The sequence below is a fragment of the Rhodococcus jostii RHA1 genome (assembly GCF_000014565.1).
GTDB lineage: Bacteria > Actinomycetota > Actinomycetes > Mycobacteriales > Mycobacteriaceae > Rhodococcus_F > Rhodococcus_F jostii_A.
On sequence record NC_008268.1, the window covers coordinates 6,638,005 to 6,650,687 of the forward strand.

General features: G+C 64.7%; 21 protein-coding genes. 20 read left to right on the forward strand and 1 reads right to left on the reverse strand.

The window, feature by feature from the left end:
- The 11 genes from rplE (at position 1) to map (ending at position 6,429) form a co-directional block, all read left to right on the forward strand.
- Positions 1-567 (forward strand): 50S ribosomal protein L5, encoded by a 567-nt coding sequence (gene rplE / locus RHA1_RS30030; RefSeq protein WP_005239642.1) that lies wholly within the window; start codon positions 1-3, stop codon positions 565-567.
- A gap of 4 nt (positions 568-571) precedes the next feature.
- A complete protein-coding gene (locus RHA1_RS30035) occupies positions 572-757 on the forward strand; it encodes a type Z 30S ribosomal protein S14 (protein ID WP_005239644.1) in 186 nt (61 codons plus the stop codon).
- A 148-nt stretch (positions 758-905) separates the two neighbouring features.
- Complete coding sequence (gene rpsH / locus RHA1_RS30040; protein ID WP_005239657.1) at positions 906-1,304, forward strand: 30S ribosomal protein S8; 399 nt, start codon at positions 906-908, stop codon at positions 1,302-1,304.
- A gap of 14 nt (positions 1,305-1,318) precedes the next feature.
- Complete coding sequence (rplF, locus tag RHA1_RS30045; protein WP_009479371.1) at positions 1,319-1,858, forward strand: 50S ribosomal protein L6; 540 nt, start codon at positions 1,319-1,321, stop codon at positions 1,856-1,858.
- Between the two features lies 1 nt (position 1,859).
- The gene (rplR, locus tag RHA1_RS30050; protein ID WP_009479372.1) at positions 1,860-2,267 is read left to right on the forward strand and encodes a 50S ribosomal protein L18; all 408 of its coding nucleotides are present in this window, start codon (positions 1,860-1,862) and stop codon (positions 2,265-2,267) included.
- A gap of 37 nt (positions 2,268-2,304) precedes the next feature.
- A complete protein-coding gene (rpsE, locus tag RHA1_RS30055) occupies positions 2,305-2,961 on the forward strand; it encodes a 30S ribosomal protein S5 (RefSeq protein WP_005253858.1) in 657 nt (218 codons plus the stop codon).
- A complete protein-coding gene (rpmD, locus tag RHA1_RS30060; RefSeq protein WP_005253859.1) occupies positions 2,961-3,140 on the forward strand; it encodes a 50S ribosomal protein L30 in 180 nt (59 codons plus the stop codon). Before rpsE ends, rpmD begins: the two co-directional genes overlap by 1 nt.
- Before the next feature lie 2 nt (positions 3,141-3,142).
- Positions 3,143-3,586, forward strand: coding sequence for a 50S ribosomal protein L15 (rplO, locus tag RHA1_RS30065; RefSeq protein WP_005239667.1), 444 nt, complete (start codon positions 3,143-3,145; stop codon positions 3,584-3,586).
- A 190-nt stretch (positions 3,587-3,776) separates the two neighbouring features.
- Complete coding sequence (gene secY / locus RHA1_RS30070) at positions 3,777-5,090, forward strand: preprotein translocase subunit SecY (RefSeq protein WP_005239668.1); 1,314 nt, start codon at positions 3,777-3,779, stop codon at positions 5,088-5,090.
- The gene (locus RHA1_RS30075) at positions 5,087-5,632 is read left to right on the forward strand and encodes an adenylate kinase (protein WP_009479373.1); all 546 of its coding nucleotides are present in this window, start codon (positions 5,087-5,089) and stop codon (positions 5,630-5,632) included. Before secY ends, RHA1_RS30075 begins: the two co-directional genes overlap by 4 nt.
- Positions 5,632-6,429, forward strand: coding sequence for a type I methionyl aminopeptidase (gene map / locus RHA1_RS30080; RefSeq protein WP_009479374.1), 798 nt, complete (start codon positions 5,632-5,634; stop codon positions 6,427-6,429). Before RHA1_RS30075 ends, map begins: the two co-directional genes overlap by 1 nt.
- 25 nt (positions 6,430-6,454) lie before the next feature.
- On the opposite strand, the gene dtd is transcribed toward map, so the two are convergent.
- Complete coding sequence (dtd, locus tag RHA1_RS30085) at positions 6,455-6,892, reverse strand: D-aminoacyl-tRNA deacylase (protein WP_005253862.1); 438 nt, start codon at positions 6,890-6,892, stop codon at positions 6,455-6,457.
- Between the two features lie 263 nt (positions 6,893-7,155).
- Here dtd and infA point away from each other — a divergent pair, with 263 nt between their 5' ends.
- From infA to RHA1_RS46465, 9 genes are all read left to right on the forward strand, one after another.
- Entirely contained in the window at positions 7,156-7,377 is a 222-nt protein-coding gene (infA, locus tag RHA1_RS30090; RefSeq protein WP_003418601.1) for a translation initiation factor IF-1, read from the forward strand.
- An 86-nt stretch (positions 7,378-7,463) separates the two neighbouring features.
- Positions 7,464-7,577 carry a 50S ribosomal protein L36 gene (rpmJ, locus tag RHA1_RS30095; protein ID WP_003938068.1) on the forward strand — a complete coding sequence of 38 codons (114 nt, stop codon included), beginning with the start codon at positions 7,464-7,466 and terminating at the stop codon, positions 7,575-7,577.
- 221 nt (positions 7,578-7,798) lie between these two features.
- Positions 7,799-8,173: a 30S ribosomal protein S13 gene (gene rpsM / locus RHA1_RS30100; protein WP_005239677.1), complete on the forward strand. Its 375-nt coding sequence runs from the start codon at positions 7,799-7,801 to the stop codon at positions 8,171-8,173.
- Positions 8,173-8,586, forward strand: coding sequence for a 30S ribosomal protein S11 (gene rpsK, locus RHA1_RS30105; RefSeq protein WP_009479376.1), 414 nt, complete (start codon positions 8,173-8,175; stop codon positions 8,584-8,586). The genes rpsM and rpsK overlap by 1 nt, the downstream gene beginning before the upstream one ends.
- A gap of 22 nt (positions 8,587-8,608) precedes the next feature.
- Positions 8,609-9,214 (forward strand): 30S ribosomal protein S4, encoded by a 606-nt coding sequence (gene rpsD, locus RHA1_RS30110; protein ID WP_005253863.1) that lies wholly within the window; start codon positions 8,609-8,611, stop codon positions 9,212-9,214.
- A 117-nt stretch (positions 9,215-9,331) separates the two neighbouring features.
- Positions 9,332-10,393, forward strand: coding sequence for a DNA-directed RNA polymerase subunit alpha (locus RHA1_RS30115; protein ID WP_005239684.1), 1,062 nt, complete (start codon positions 9,332-9,334; stop codon positions 10,391-10,393).
- A gap of 27 nt (positions 10,394-10,420) precedes the next feature.
- Positions 10,421-10,990 (forward strand): 50S ribosomal protein L17, encoded by a 570-nt coding sequence (gene rplQ / locus RHA1_RS30120; RefSeq protein WP_011598158.1) that lies wholly within the window; start codon positions 10,421-10,423, stop codon positions 10,988-10,990.
- 5 nt (positions 10,991-10,995) lie between these two features.
- Positions 10,996-11,889, forward strand: a complete 894-nt coding sequence (gene truA, locus RHA1_RS30125; protein WP_011598159.1) for a tRNA pseudouridine(38-40) synthase TruA — start codon at positions 10,996-10,998, stop codon at positions 11,887-11,889.
- An 82-nt stretch (positions 11,890-11,971) separates the two neighbouring features.
- Positions 11,972-12,538 (forward strand): NADPH-dependent FMN reductase, encoded by a 567-nt coding sequence (locus RHA1_RS46465; protein WP_081437483.1) that lies wholly within the window; start codon positions 11,972-11,974, stop codon positions 12,536-12,538.
- Positions 12,539-12,683 lie beyond the last annotated feature (145 nt).

The window sequence follows — 12,683 nt, forward strand, 5'->3', positions numbered from 1 at the left end:
ATGACCTCCACTGAGAACAAGATCCAGCCGCGCCTGAAGACTCGCTACCGCGAGGAGATCAAGGCTGCGCTGAACACCGAGTTCGACTACGCCAACGTGATGCAGATCCCCGGCGTCGTCAAGGTCGTCGTCAACATGGGTGTCGGTGACGCCGCGCGCGACGCCAAGCTGATCAACGGTGCCGTCAACGATCTCGCTCTGATCACCGGTCAGAAGCCCGAGATCCGCAAGGCACGCAAGTCCATCGCGCAGTTCAAGCTCCGCGAGGGAATGCCGATCGGTGCCCGCGTCACGCTGCGTGGCGACCGCATGTGGGAGTTCCTGGACCGTCTCGTGTCCGTCGCGCTTCCCCGCATCAGGGACTTCCGCGGCCTGTCGGGCAACCAGTTCGACGGCAACGGCAACTACACGTTCGGCCTGAACGAGCAGTCGATGTTCCACGAGATCGACGTGGACAAGATCGACCGCCCGCGCGGCATGGACATCACCGTGGTGACCACCGCGACCAACAACGAAGAAGGCCGTGCCCTGCTGAAGCACCTCGGCTTCCCGTTCAAGGAGAACTGAGCTAATGGCTAAGAAGGCATTGGTCAACAAGGCCAACAAGAAGCCCAAGTTCGCGGTGCGCGCCTACACCCGCTGCCAGCGCTGCGGCCGTCCGCACTCGGTGTTCCGCAAGTTCGGCCTGTGCCGAATCTGCGTCCGTGAGATGGCGCACGCCGGCGAGCTGCCCGGCGTTCACAAGAGCTCCTGGTGAGCCGGTGACGCCGTCGCCTCGGCGGCGGCGTCACCCCACAGACTTCCGGTTCGTAACCTCGGACCGGGAAACGTAAGACCTACTTCGCGATAGGCCTGCGCCGGAATCGGCAGAGGGAACCGTTGTGAGAAAGGTAGAGGTCAACCTCATGACCATGACCGACCCCATCGCAGACTTCTTGACGCGTCTGCGCAACGCCAACACGGCGTACCACGATGAGGTGAAGTTGCCCCACTCGAAGATCAAGGCGAACATCGCCGAGATCCTCAAGCGCGAGGGTTACATCGCCGACTACCGCACCGAAGACGCCGAGGTGGGCAAGACCCTCATCGTCGACCTGAAGTACGGCCCGAGCCGTGAGCGCAGCCTTGCCGGCGTGCGTCGCGTCTCCAAGCCCGGTCTGCGTGTGTACGCGAAGTCCACCAACCTGCCCAAGGTTCTGGGCGGCCTCGGAGTGGCGATCATTTCCACGTCCACCGGCCTGCTCACCGATCGCCAGGCGGCCAATCAAGGAGTGGGCGGGGAAGTCCTCGCCTACGTCTGGTAAGGGAGGCCACCACAATGTCGCGTATTGGAAAGATTCCCGTCACCGTCCCCGGCGGCGTCGACGTCTCGATCGACGGCCAGGACGTCACGGTCAAGGGTCCCAAGGGCTCGCTGGCCCTGACGATCTCCGAGCCGATTGCCATTGCGAAGAACGACGACGGCACGCTCAGCGTGACTCGTCCGGACGACGAGCGTCGCAGCCGCGCGCTGCACGGTCTGTCTCGCACCCTGGTGCAGAACCTCATCACCGGTGTCACCGACGGTTACACCACCAAGATGGAGATTCACGGCGTCGGTTACCGCGTCGCTCTCAAGGGCAAAGACCTCGAGTTCGCACTCGGCTACAGCCACCCGGTTCCGATCGAGGCTCCGGAAGGCATCACCTTCGCGGTCGAGTCGCCCACCAAGTTCTCGGTGTCGGGCATCGACAAGCAGAAGGTCGGGCAGATCTCGGCCAACATCCGTCGTCTCCGTCGTCCGGACCCGTACAAGGGCAAGGGCGTGCGTTACGAGGGTGAGCAGATCCGCCGCAAGGTCGGAAAGACGGGTAAGTGATATGAGCCAGACTGCAAACCAGAAAGCCAAGCGGATTCCGCTCGGCAAGGATGCGTCCACGAAGCGTCGCCTGTCGAAGGTGCGTCGTCACTTCCGTCTCCGCAAGAAGGTCTCCGGCACGCCCGAGCGTCCCCGCCTGGTCGTCAACCGGTCCGCGCGCCACATCCACGTCCAGCTCGTGGACGACCTCGCAGGCCACACCCTGGCTGCGGCGTCGACCACCGAGGCCGACGTGCGTGCAGCGGACGGCGACAAGAAGGCCCTCAGTGCGAAGGTCGGTCAGCTGATCGCCGAGCGCGCGAAGGCAGCCGGTGTCGAGGCCGTCGTGTTCGACCACGGTGGACACGGCTACCACGGTCGCATCGCGGCCCTTGCGGACGCAGCTCGCGAAGGCGGGTTGAAGTTCTGATGACCAAGACCGAGTACATGAACGGAAGGACAGCCTGATGCCGGGACGTCAGAGGCGTGACGGCGGAAGCGGACCCGCCGGACAGAATGGCCCCAACACCGGGGACAACCGCGGCGGCGGCGACCGTCGTGGTGGCGGTCGCGACGATCGTCGCGGCGGACAGTCGGCCGAGAAGTCGAACCACATCGAGCGCGTCGTCACGATCAACCGCGTATCGAAGGTCGTCAAGGGTGGTCGTCGCTTCAGCTTCACCGCGCTGGTGATCGTGGGCGACGGCAACGGACTGGTCGGCGTCGGCTACGGCAAGGCCAAGGAAGTTCCTGCGGCCATCCAGAAGGGCGTCGAGGAGGCTCGTAAGAGCTTCTTCCGCGTTCCGATGATCGGCAGCACCATCACGCACCCGGTTCAGGGTGAGGCCGCAGCGGGCGTCGTCATGCTGCGTCCGGCAAGCCCCGGTACCGGTGTCATCGCCGGTGGCGCGGTGCGTGCCGTGCTGGAATGCGCCGGCATCCACGACATTCTGTCGAAGTCGCTCGGTAGCGACAACGCCATCAATGTTGTGCATGCGACCGTTGCTGCGCTCAAGGGCCTGCAGCGCCCCGAGGAAGTTGCCGCTCGCCGCGGTCTCGCCCTCGAGGACGTTGCCCCCGCCGGCATGCTGCGTGCGCGCGCACAGGCTGGGAGCGTGAAGTAATGGCCGAACTCAAGGTCACTCAGATCAAGAGCACCATCGGTACCAAGCAGAACCAGCGGAACTCGCTGCGCACCCTCGGCTTGAAGGGCATCCGTCAGACGGTTGTCCGCGAGGACAATGCCCAGAACCGCGGTCTGATCAACGTGGTGCGCCACCTCGTCACAGTTGAGGAGGTCTAACCATGACCATCAAACTGCATCACCTGCGCCCCGCGCCGGGAGCCAAGTCCGACAAGATTCGTGTCGGTCGTGGTGAAGGCGGCAAGCGCGGCAAGACCGCCGGTCGCGGCACCAAGGGCACCAAGGCCCGCAAGAACGTGCCCGCCGCCTTCGAGGGTGGACAGATGCCGCTGCACATGCGTCTGCCCAAGCTCAAGGGTTTCACCAACCCGTTCCGCACCGAGTACCAGGTCGTCAACGTCGGCGACATCGCCCGTCTGTTCCCCGAAGGTGGACAGGTCACGGTCGAGGACCTCGTTGCCAAGGGTGCCGTCCGCAAGAACCAGCTCGTCAAGGTTCTCGGCGACGGCGACCTGACTGTCGCCGTCCAGGTGACGGTCGACAAGTTCACCGGCTCCGCCAAGGAGAAGATCGCTGCTGCCGGTGGTACCGCCACCGAGCTGTGAGCTATCACCGCTAGCCAGTAGATGGCCGCAGTACAGCCTCGCGCTGTACTGCGGCCATTTGCGGCTGTACGGGCAGCCCTGCCGCAGGTCTCCCAACTGTGCGTTCAGTTGCCACTGTTAGAGTTCTAGAGTTCATTCACGGACAAGTCTGCTTTCGACTCGTCTCCCCACCGTCGTGCCAGGAGGATCTTTGCTTTCCGCCTTCGTCTCGGCCCTCAGGACCCCAGACCTGAGGCGGAAGATCCTCATCGCGCTCGGTCTCGTTGCGCTCTATCGCATCGGTGCCGTGATTCCGTCGCCGGGCGTCGACTACGGGAACGTCCGAGCCTGTGTCGATCAGCTGTCGGGCGGTGACTCCGCGGGTATCTACTCGCTGATCAACCTGTTCTCCGGCGGCGCGCTACTCCAGCTGTCCATTTTCGCGATCGGCATCATGCCGTACATCACGGCCAGCATCATCGTCCAGCTGTTGACGGTCGTCATCCCGAAGTTCGAGGAACTTCGGAAGGAAGGCCAGTCCGGCCAGGCGAAGATGACGCAGTACACGCGTTATCTGTCGATCGCCCTGGCGATCCTGCAGGCCACCGGCATCGTGGCGCTCGCGTCGCGCGGCCAGCTGCTGCAGGGATGCCAGGAAGAGATCATCGCCGACAAGAGCATCTTCGGCCTCGTGATCATCGTGCTGGTCATGACCGCGGGCGCTGCTCTCGTCATGTGGTTCGGTGAGGTCATCACCGAGCGCGGTGTCGGTAACGGCATGTCGCTCCTGATCTTCTCGGGTATCGCGTCCCGCCTGCCGTCCGAGGGCAAGGCCATCCTGGACAGCCGTGGGGGACTGATCTTCGCGATCATCTGCGTCGCGGCCCTCGCCATCATCGCCGGCGTCGTGTTCGTCGAGCAGGGCCAGCGGCGGATCCCCGTGCAGTACGCCAAGCGCATGGTCGGCCGCAAGATGTACGGCGGTTCGTCGACGTACCTGCCGCTCAAGGTCAACCAGGCCGGCATCATCCCGGTCATCTTCGCGTCGTCGCTTCTGTATCTGCCGAACCTCATCGCGCAGCTCACCGGCGCCACGTCGTCCGCCGATCCCAGCTGGTGGCAGCGGATCATCAACGAGTACCTGGTGAATCCGAACAACCCGGTGTACATCGTCATCTACTTCGCGCTGATCGTGTTCTTCGTGTTCTTCTACGTCGCGATCACGTTCAATCCGGAAGAGCGCGCGGACGAGATGAAGAAGTTCGGCGGTTTCATTCCCGGTATCCGCCCCGGTCGCCCCACCGCGGACTACCTGAATTACGTGCTCAACCGCATCACCGTTCCCGGCTCGATCTACCTCGGCCTGATCGCGGTGCTGCCCCACTTCTTCCTGTCCGGAAGCCAGACCTCCAGCAGCATCTTCGGTGGTGCGGCCGTGCTGATTCTCGTCAGCGTCGCCCTGGACACGGTCAAGCAGATCGAAAGTCAATTGATGCAACGTAACTACGAAGGGTTCCTCAAGTGAGACTTGTCCTCCTTGGTCCTCCCGGTGCAGGCAAGGGCACCCAGGCCGCGATTCTGTCCGAGAAGCTCGGCGTCCCGCACATCTCGACGGGCGACCTGTTCCGCGCGAACATCGGCCAGGCCACCCCCCTCGGCCTCGAGGCGAAGAAGTACCTGGACGCCGGGGACCTGGTTCCCAGCGAGATCACCAACAACATGGTGAAGGCCCGTGTCGGCGAGCCGGACGCGGCCAACGGATTCCTCCTGGACGGCTTCCCCCGGACGGTCGACCAGGCTCAGGCGCTCGAGGCGATCCTCGCCGAGCTGAACACCAAGCTCGACGCAGTGCTGTCCTTCATCGTCGACGAGGACGTCGTGGTCGAGCGGATGCTGGCCCGTGGCCGCGCCGACGACAAGGAAGACGTCATCCGCAACCGGCTCCGGGTGTACCGCGAGGAGACCGCGCCGCTGCTGGACTACTACAAGGACCAGCTGGTGACCGTCGACGCCCTGGGCGAGGTCGACGAGGTCAACGCTCGTGCACTGGCAGCGTTGGGTAAGTAATGGGCTTCGGGCGTAAGCGCAAGGTCGTTCCGTTCCGGACCGCAGGCGAGCTCGACGCGATGGCGGCCGCCGGTGCCATCGTCGGTGCGGCTCTGGTGGCGGTCCGCGATGCGGCGAAGCCGGGTGTGAGCACGCTCGAACTCGACGAGGTGGCCGAATCGGTCATCCGCGGCGCAGGCGCCGTGCCCTCGTTCAAGGGCTACCACGGGTTCAGCGGATCGATCTGTTCGTCCGTCAACGATCGTGTGGTGCACGGGATTCCCTCGGCGGAAGACATTCTCGCCGAGGGAGACCTCGTCTCCATCGACTGCGGCGCCATTCTCGACGGCTGGCACGGCGACTCTGCGTGGACTTTCGGTGTCGGAGACATCATCGAAGCGGATCAGCAGCTCAGCGAGGCCACTCGGCTGTCCATGGAGGCGGGGATCGCGGCGATGCTTCCCGGCAACCGCCTCACCGACATCTCCCACGCCATCGAACTCGGCACCCGCGCCGCCGAGGTGGCGCACGACCGAAAGTACGGCATCGTCGACGGCTACGGCGGTCACGGCATCGGTCGCGAAATGCACATGGAGCCGTTCCTCGCCAACGAGGGCGCTCCGGGCAAGGGGCCGCAACTGGTGGTCGGCTCCGTTCTGGCGATCGAACCGATGTTGACCCTCGGCACCACCGATACCGTTGTCCTCGAGGATGATTGGACGGTCGTCACCTCCGACGGCACCCGTGCCGCGCACTGGGAGCACACGGTCGCGGTCACCGAGGATGGGCCGCGCATCCTGACCCTGCGTCCGGAGTAGCGGCCGGCCGCCGGAGGGCGCGGGCCTATACGTCGATAAGCAACGTCACCGGGCCGTCGTTGACGAGGCTGATTTCCATGTGTTCGCCGAACACGCCGGTCTCGACGGTCGCGCCCAGCTCGCGCAGGGCGCCGGTGAACTCGTCCACGAGTGGTTCCGCCACCGGCCTCGGCGCCGCGGCGGACCAGGACGGGCGCCGGCCCCGGCGGGTGTCCGCCATGAGCGTGAACTGACTGGCGACGAGCACCGGGGCGTCGAGGTCGGACGCGGACTGTTCGTTCTCCAGGATGCGCATGGTCCACACCTTCTTCGCGAGCAGAGCCGCCTTCGCCTCGTCGTCCGTATGGGTGACGCCGACCAGGACGAGCAGCCCGTGGCCGCCGGCCGGGGGAGTGATCCGTCCGACCTCGTCGCCGTCGACGCGGACCGACGCGGACGTCACTCGCTGTACCAGGGCGCGCACGCACACCATCCTTCGCATCGTGGCCGTGGGTATCGGAAGTCGAATTCTGCCGGGCGGGCGGCTCCGTCGGGGACCGCATTTGGCCTGGTGAGCAATTTCCCGTAACATGGATCAACGGTGCGCTATGCGTGCCGGTTGTCTGCGTGCCCAGTGCCGGATTCGATCCGGATTGTTCATGTTTCGGCCGGTGAAGATCCCATTGGGCGCCACGGTAACGGAAACAGATGCAATAAGCACGCCAAACCACATGGATCGCGGAGGATATGGCTAAGAAAGACGGGGCCATCGAGGTCGAGGGACGAGTAGTCGAGCCGCTGCCCAATGCGATGTTCCGCATTGAGCTCGAGAACGGCCACAAGGTTCTCGCCCACATCAGCGGAAAGATGCGTCAGCACTACATTCGCATCCTCCCGGAAGATCGCGTTGTCGTAGAGCTCTCGCCCTACGACTTGTCGCGCGGACGCATCGTTTACCGGTACAAGTAAAGCTTCCCCGCCCGACCAGGTCGGGGAGAAGTACGTCCGCTGCGGCTCTGCGTAGTGGGCTGCCACAAAACAGGAGATCAGAAGACGTGAAGGTTCAGCCGAGCGTCAAGAAGATCTGCGAAAAGTGCAAGGTGATCCGTCGTAACGGCCGGGTCATGGTGATCTGCGAGAACCTGCGCCACAAGCAGCGTCAGGGCTAGATCTCCGCTTTTCGAGGATCTGCTTGGCAACAAGCAAAGATGACCTCCCAGCACCAGCCAGTACTCACGGCTTTCGAGCAGGTACTGGTTCACCCCCGGCACGGAGGCCGGGGCCCCACTGAGTTAGTTGAAGCATTGTCGGTCGCGAGACCGTCGACGTTTGAAGAGGCACAGGGGATGGACTGGGAGCAGACCTCCGCACACCGATAGGAAATGCCGACATGGCACGTCTCGCAGGTGTCGATCTTCCCCGTGAAAAGCGGATGGAGATCGCACTTACTTACATCTACGGCATCGGCCGTACCCGCTCCAAGGAGATCCTGGACGCCACCGGCGTCAGCCCGGATCTGCGGAGCAAGGATCTCTCGGACGAGGATCTGGCCAAGCTCCGCGAGTACATCGAGGAGTCGCTGAAGGTCGAGGGTGACCTTCGCCGCGAGGTCCAGGCCGACATCCGACGCAAGATCGAGATCGGCTGCTACCAGGGCCTGCGCCACCGTCGTGGTCTGCCCGTGCGTGGTCAGCGCACCAAGACCAACGCCCGCACCCGTAAGGGTCCGAAGCGCACCATTGCAGGCAAGAAGAAGGCGAAGTAATGCCCCCCAAGTCACGTGGCACCGGTCCGAAGAAGACCCAGAAGGCGCGTCGCAGGGACAAGAAGAACGTCCCGCACGGCGCCGCTCACATCAAGAGCACGTTCAACAACACCATCGTGTCCATCACGGACCCCGCCGGAAACGTGATTTCCTGGGCGTCCTCGGGACACGTCGGCTTCAAGGGTTCGCGTAAGTCGACCCCGTTCGCCGCTCAGCTGGCCGCCGAGAACGCAGCCCGCAAGGCGCAGGAGCACGGTGTCAAGAAGGTCGACGTCTTCGTCAAGGGCCCCGGCTCCGGCCGTGAGACCGCGATCCGCTCGCTTCAGGCCGCGGGCCTCGAGGTCGGCACCATCTCCGATGTCACCCCCCAGCCGCACAACGGCTGCCGTCCGCCCAAGCGGCGTCGGGTCTAGCGGGAAGGATAGGTAGAAGAAAATGGCACGTTATACCGGACCCATCACCCGCAAGTCGCGTCGTCTGCGCGTCGACCTCGTTGGAGGCGACCAGGCGTTCGAGCGTCGTCCCTACCCGCCGGGCCAGCACGGCCGCGCGCGGATCAAGGAGAGCGAGTACCTGCTCCAGCTGCAGGAGAAGCAGAAGGCTCGCTTCACCTACGGCGTCATGGAGAAGCAGTTCCGCCTGTACTACAAGGAGGCGAACAACCGCCCCGGTAAGACCGGTGAGAACCTGCTCCGCATCCTGGAGTCGCGTCTCGACAACGTCGTGTACCGCGCCGGACTGGCTCGCACCCGCCGCCAGGCCCGTCAGCTGGTCACCCACGGCCACCTCCTTGTGAACAACAAGAAGGTCGACATCCCCAGCTACCGCGTCTCCCAGTACGACATCATCGATGTCAAGGAGAAGTCGCTGTCCACGCTTCCCTTCCAGGTTGCGCGCGAGACCCAGGGCGATCGCCCGATCCCGGGTTGGCTGCAGGTTGTCGGTGGACGTCTCCGGGTTCTGGTTCACCAGCTTCCCGAGCGTGCGCAGATCGACGTTCCTCTGCAGGAACAGCTCATCGTCGAGTACTACTCGAAGTAGGCCTGACGGCTCGTGCGCCTTTCCGGTAGTTCCGACTACCGGAAAGGCGCACGGGCACGAAGTGCCTTTCCCATCGTGGGCGTCAAATAGCGGACGCCCGTACAGGAGGAAATCCAAATGCTCATTTCTCAGCGACCCACGCTGACCGAAGAGGTCATCGCTGACAACCGCTCGAAGTTCGTCATCGAGCCCCTCGAGCCAGGCTTCGGGTACACCCTCGGCAACTCGCTCCGCCGCACGCTGCTCTCGTCGATTCCCGGCGCTGCTGTCACCAGCATCCGCATCGACGGCGTTCTGCACGAGTTCACCACAGTTCCCGGTGTGAAGGAAGATGTCACCGACATCATCCTGAACCTCAAGGGCCTCGTCGTGAGCTCCGAAGAGGACGAGCCGGTCACCATGTACGTCCGCAAGCAGGGCCCCGGCGCTGTGACCGCAGGCGACATCGTGCCCCCGGCCGGCGTCACCGTGAACAACCCGGATCTGCACATCGCCACCCTGAACGACAAGGGAAAGCTGGAGATCGAGCTCGTCGTCGAGCGCGGTCGCGGCTACGTCCCCGCCGTCCAGAACAAGGCGTCCGGCGCCGAGATCGGCCGTATCCCGGTCGACTCGATCTACTCGCCGGTGCTCAAGGTCACCTACAAGGTGGAGGCCACCCGCGTCGAGCAGCGCACCGACTTCGATCGGCTCGTGCTCGATGTGGAAACCAAGAACTCCATCACCGCTCGGGACGCGCTCGCTTCGGCAGGCAAGACCCTGGTTGAGCTCTTCGGCCTGGCCCGTGAGCTGAACGTCGAAGCAGAAGGCATCGAGATCGGACCTTCGCCTGCCGAGGCCGATCACATTGCTTCGTTCGGACTGCCCATCGAGGACCTGGACCTCACGGTCCGTTCCTACAACTGCCTCAAGCGCGAAGGTGTTCACACCGTCGGTGAGCTTGTCGGCCGTACCGAGTCCGATCTGCTCGACATCCGCAACTTCGGACAGAAGTCCATCGACGAGGTCAAGGTCAAGCTGCATTCGCTCGGCCTGGCCCTCAAGGACAGCCCCGCGTCCTTCGATCCCACCACCGTTGCCGGCTACGACGCCGCCACCGGAACGTGGAGCGACACGGACGCCGGTTCCTTCGGTGATGCCGAGGGCACCGAGGACTACGCCGAGACCGAACAGCTGTAGCTCACGGTCCTTTACTAGGAGATCATCATGCCCAAGCCCAAGAAGGGTGCCCGCTTCGGCGGGTCGGCTTCGCACCAGAAGGCGATCTTCGCCAATCTGGCTACCGCGCTCTTCGAGCACGGCCGCATAACCACCACGGAGTCCAAGGCCAAGGCCCTGCGCCCGTACGCCGAGAAGCTCGTCACGCACGCCAAGGCCGGAACCCTGGCTCACCGTCGCGAGGTTCTGAAGGTCATCCGCAACAAGGATGTCGTGCACACCCTGTTCGCGGAGATCGGCCCGTTCTACGCCGATCGTGACGGCGGCTACACCCGCATCATCAAGACGGTCCCCCGCAAGGGCGACAACGCGCCGATGGCGATCATCGAGCTCGTCAAGGAGAAGACCGTCACCTCCGAGGCCGACCGCGCTCGTCGCGTGAAGGCATCGCAGGATGCGCCGGCTGCAGCTCCCGCCGAGGAGAACGTCGTCGAGGCCGTCGAGGCCGAGGCAACCGACGCCGAGGTCGAGAACGCTGACGCCGTCGTCGAGGCCATCGAGGACGAGACCGCCACCGCGGCCGACGCCCCCGAGGCCGAAGAGGCCAAGAAGGACTAGTCCACTTGGTTTCGGCACACGCTGAATCGAACGAGCCCGTCGTCCCCCCGAGGGACGGCGGGCCCGTTTCGTATGGGACCCGTCGCTTGCGCCTGGACATCGCATACGACGGAACCGATTTCTCCGGGTGGGCCCGGCAGAACGGGTTACGCACGGTGTGCGGGGAGATCGAGGAGAAGCTCGGCGCCGTCCTGCGCACGCCGTTGCAACTCACGGTGGCGGGCCGCACCGACGCCGGGGTCCACGCCACCGGACAGGTGGCGCACGTCGACGTTCCGGTCGACGCCCTTCCGGACGACCCGTCTCGGCTGGTCCGCAGGCTCGCGCGGTTCCTGCCCAAGGACGTGCGGATCAAGCGGATCGCCTTTGCGCCCGAACACTTCGATGCACGGTTCTCCGCGATGCGCAGGCACTACGAGTACCGCCTGACATCGGCGGTCTACGGCGCCGATCCGCTCCGAGCCCGGGACACCGTGTCGTATCCGAAGGTTCTCGACCTCGAACTCATGCGCTCGGCGTCCGCGACGCTGCTGGGGTTGCACGACTTCGCGGCGTTCTGCAAACGCCGGGAGGGCGCCACGACTGTCCGCGATCTCCAACGTTTCGACTGGGAGCGCGACGGCGACGTGTTCACGGCTTTCGTCAGCGCCGACGCCTTCTGCTGGTCGATGGTGCGCAGTCTCGTCGGTGCTGTTCTCGCCGTGGGGGAGGGACGCCGCGACCTCGGCTGGATCGAAGGACTCCTCCAGGAGAAGTCGCGGTCGAGTTCGATCCTGGTGGCCCCGGCGCACGGACTGTCCCTGGTGCGCGTCGACTACCCGGACGACGCGGATCTGGCGGCACGCAACAAGATCACCCGGGACGTCAGGACCGCGCCGGGCGGCTGCTGCGGCGACTGACCGGAATCTGCGGCGTCGATCACCACCGCGTTAGCGCAGGCACCAGCACCTACGATGGCTCCGGAAGAGAAGGAGCCTGTTCATGACCGCAGTCGCACCCGTCCGGATCGAGATCATCATCGGATCCGTCAGAGTGGGTCGGATCGCTCCCGTCGTCGCCGCCTGGTTCGCCGAACGTGCTCGCGCCTACCCGGGACTGGACGTGGGCATCATCGATCTTGCCGACACGCCGTTGCCGCAGGATCTCGGCGCATCCCCCGTGACGGACAAATTCCGGGAGCGAGTGGGCAGAGCCGAGGGGTTCGTGGCCGTCACCTCCGAGTACAACCATGGTTACCCTGCAGCGCTGAAGACCGCGTTCGACAGCGTCAAACAAGAATGGCGCTCGAAGCCCATCGGTTTCGTGTCGTACGGCGGGTTGGCAGGCGGGCTCCGGGCAACCGAACAGCTGCGCCAGGTGGTGGCCGAATTGCACATGGTGTCGGTGCGGCAGAGCGTGAGTTTCCACCAGGTGCGCAAGCGATTCGACGACCAGGGGCAGACGACCGACGGCGCCGCCATCGACTCGGCGGACCGCATGCTGGCGCAGTTGGCGTGGTGGGCCGACGCAGTCCGTGTCCAGCGCGGGACGGTCCCGTACCCCGGCTAGTACTGGTGGACCGGCGGGTACTCGTCCACCGCGCGAGGCCGGCCGGGATGCCGTCTCGGACGAGATCGTGACCAGCATCAGTTCGATACTCGTCCCTCCGGTCGACAGAAGAATGCGGTCGCCCAGCGCATTCGGCTGGACGATC

Coding starts and splice junctions, on each gene's coding strand:
- RHA1_RS46465 (WP_081437483.1), top strand. CDS start 11,972: ATGACCGCAGTCGCACCCGTCCGGATCGAGATCATCATCGGATCCGTC.
- map (WP_009479374.1), top strand. CDS start 5,632: ATGGGCTTCGGGCGTAAGCGCAAGGTCGTTCCGTTCCGGACCGCAGGC.
- rpsD (WP_005253863.1), top strand. CDS start 8,609: ATGGCACGTTATACCGGACCCATCACCCGCAAGTCGCGTCGTCTGCGC.
- rplE (WP_005239642.1), top strand. CDS start 1: ATGACCTCCACTGAGAACAAGATCCAGCCGCGCCTGAAGACTCGCTAC.
- infA (WP_003418601.1), top strand. CDS start 7,156: ATGGCTAAGAAAGACGGGGCCATCGAGGTCGAGGGACGAGTAGTCGAG.
- rpsH (WP_005239657.1), top strand. CDS start 906: ATGACCATGACCGACCCCATCGCAGACTTCTTGACGCGTCTGCGCAAC.
- RHA1_RS30115 (WP_005239684.1), top strand. CDS start 9,332: ATGCTCATTTCTCAGCGACCCACGCTGACCGAAGAGGTCATCGCTGAC.
- RHA1_RS30035 (WP_005239644.1), top strand. CDS start 572: ATGGCTAAGAAGGCATTGGTCAACAAGGCCAACAAGAAGCCCAAGTTC.
- rpsM (WP_005239677.1), top strand. CDS start 7,799: ATGGCACGTCTCGCAGGTGTCGATCTTCCCCGTGAAAAGCGGATGGAG.
- rplO (WP_005239667.1), top strand. CDS start 3,143: ATGACCATCAAACTGCATCACCTGCGCCCCGCGCCGGGAGCCAAGTCC.
- rpsK (WP_009479376.1), top strand. CDS start 8,173: ATGCCCCCCAAGTCACGTGGCACCGGTCCGAAGAAGACCCAGAAGGCG.
- rplF (WP_009479371.1), top strand. CDS start 1,319: ATGTCGCGTATTGGAAAGATTCCCGTCACCGTCCCCGGCGGCGTCGAC.
- rpsE (WP_005253858.1), top strand. CDS start 2,305: ATGCCGGGACGTCAGAGGCGTGACGGCGGAAGCGGACCCGCCGGACAG.
- rplR (WP_009479372.1), top strand. CDS start 1,860: ATGAGCCAGACTGCAAACCAGAAAGCCAAGCGGATTCCGCTCGGCAAG.
- rpmD (WP_005253859.1), top strand. CDS start 2,961: ATGGCCGAACTCAAGGTCACTCAGATCAAGAGCACCATCGGTACCAAG.
- rplQ (WP_011598158.1), top strand. CDS start 10,421: ATGCCCAAGCCCAAGAAGGGTGCCCGCTTCGGCGGGTCGGCTTCGCAC.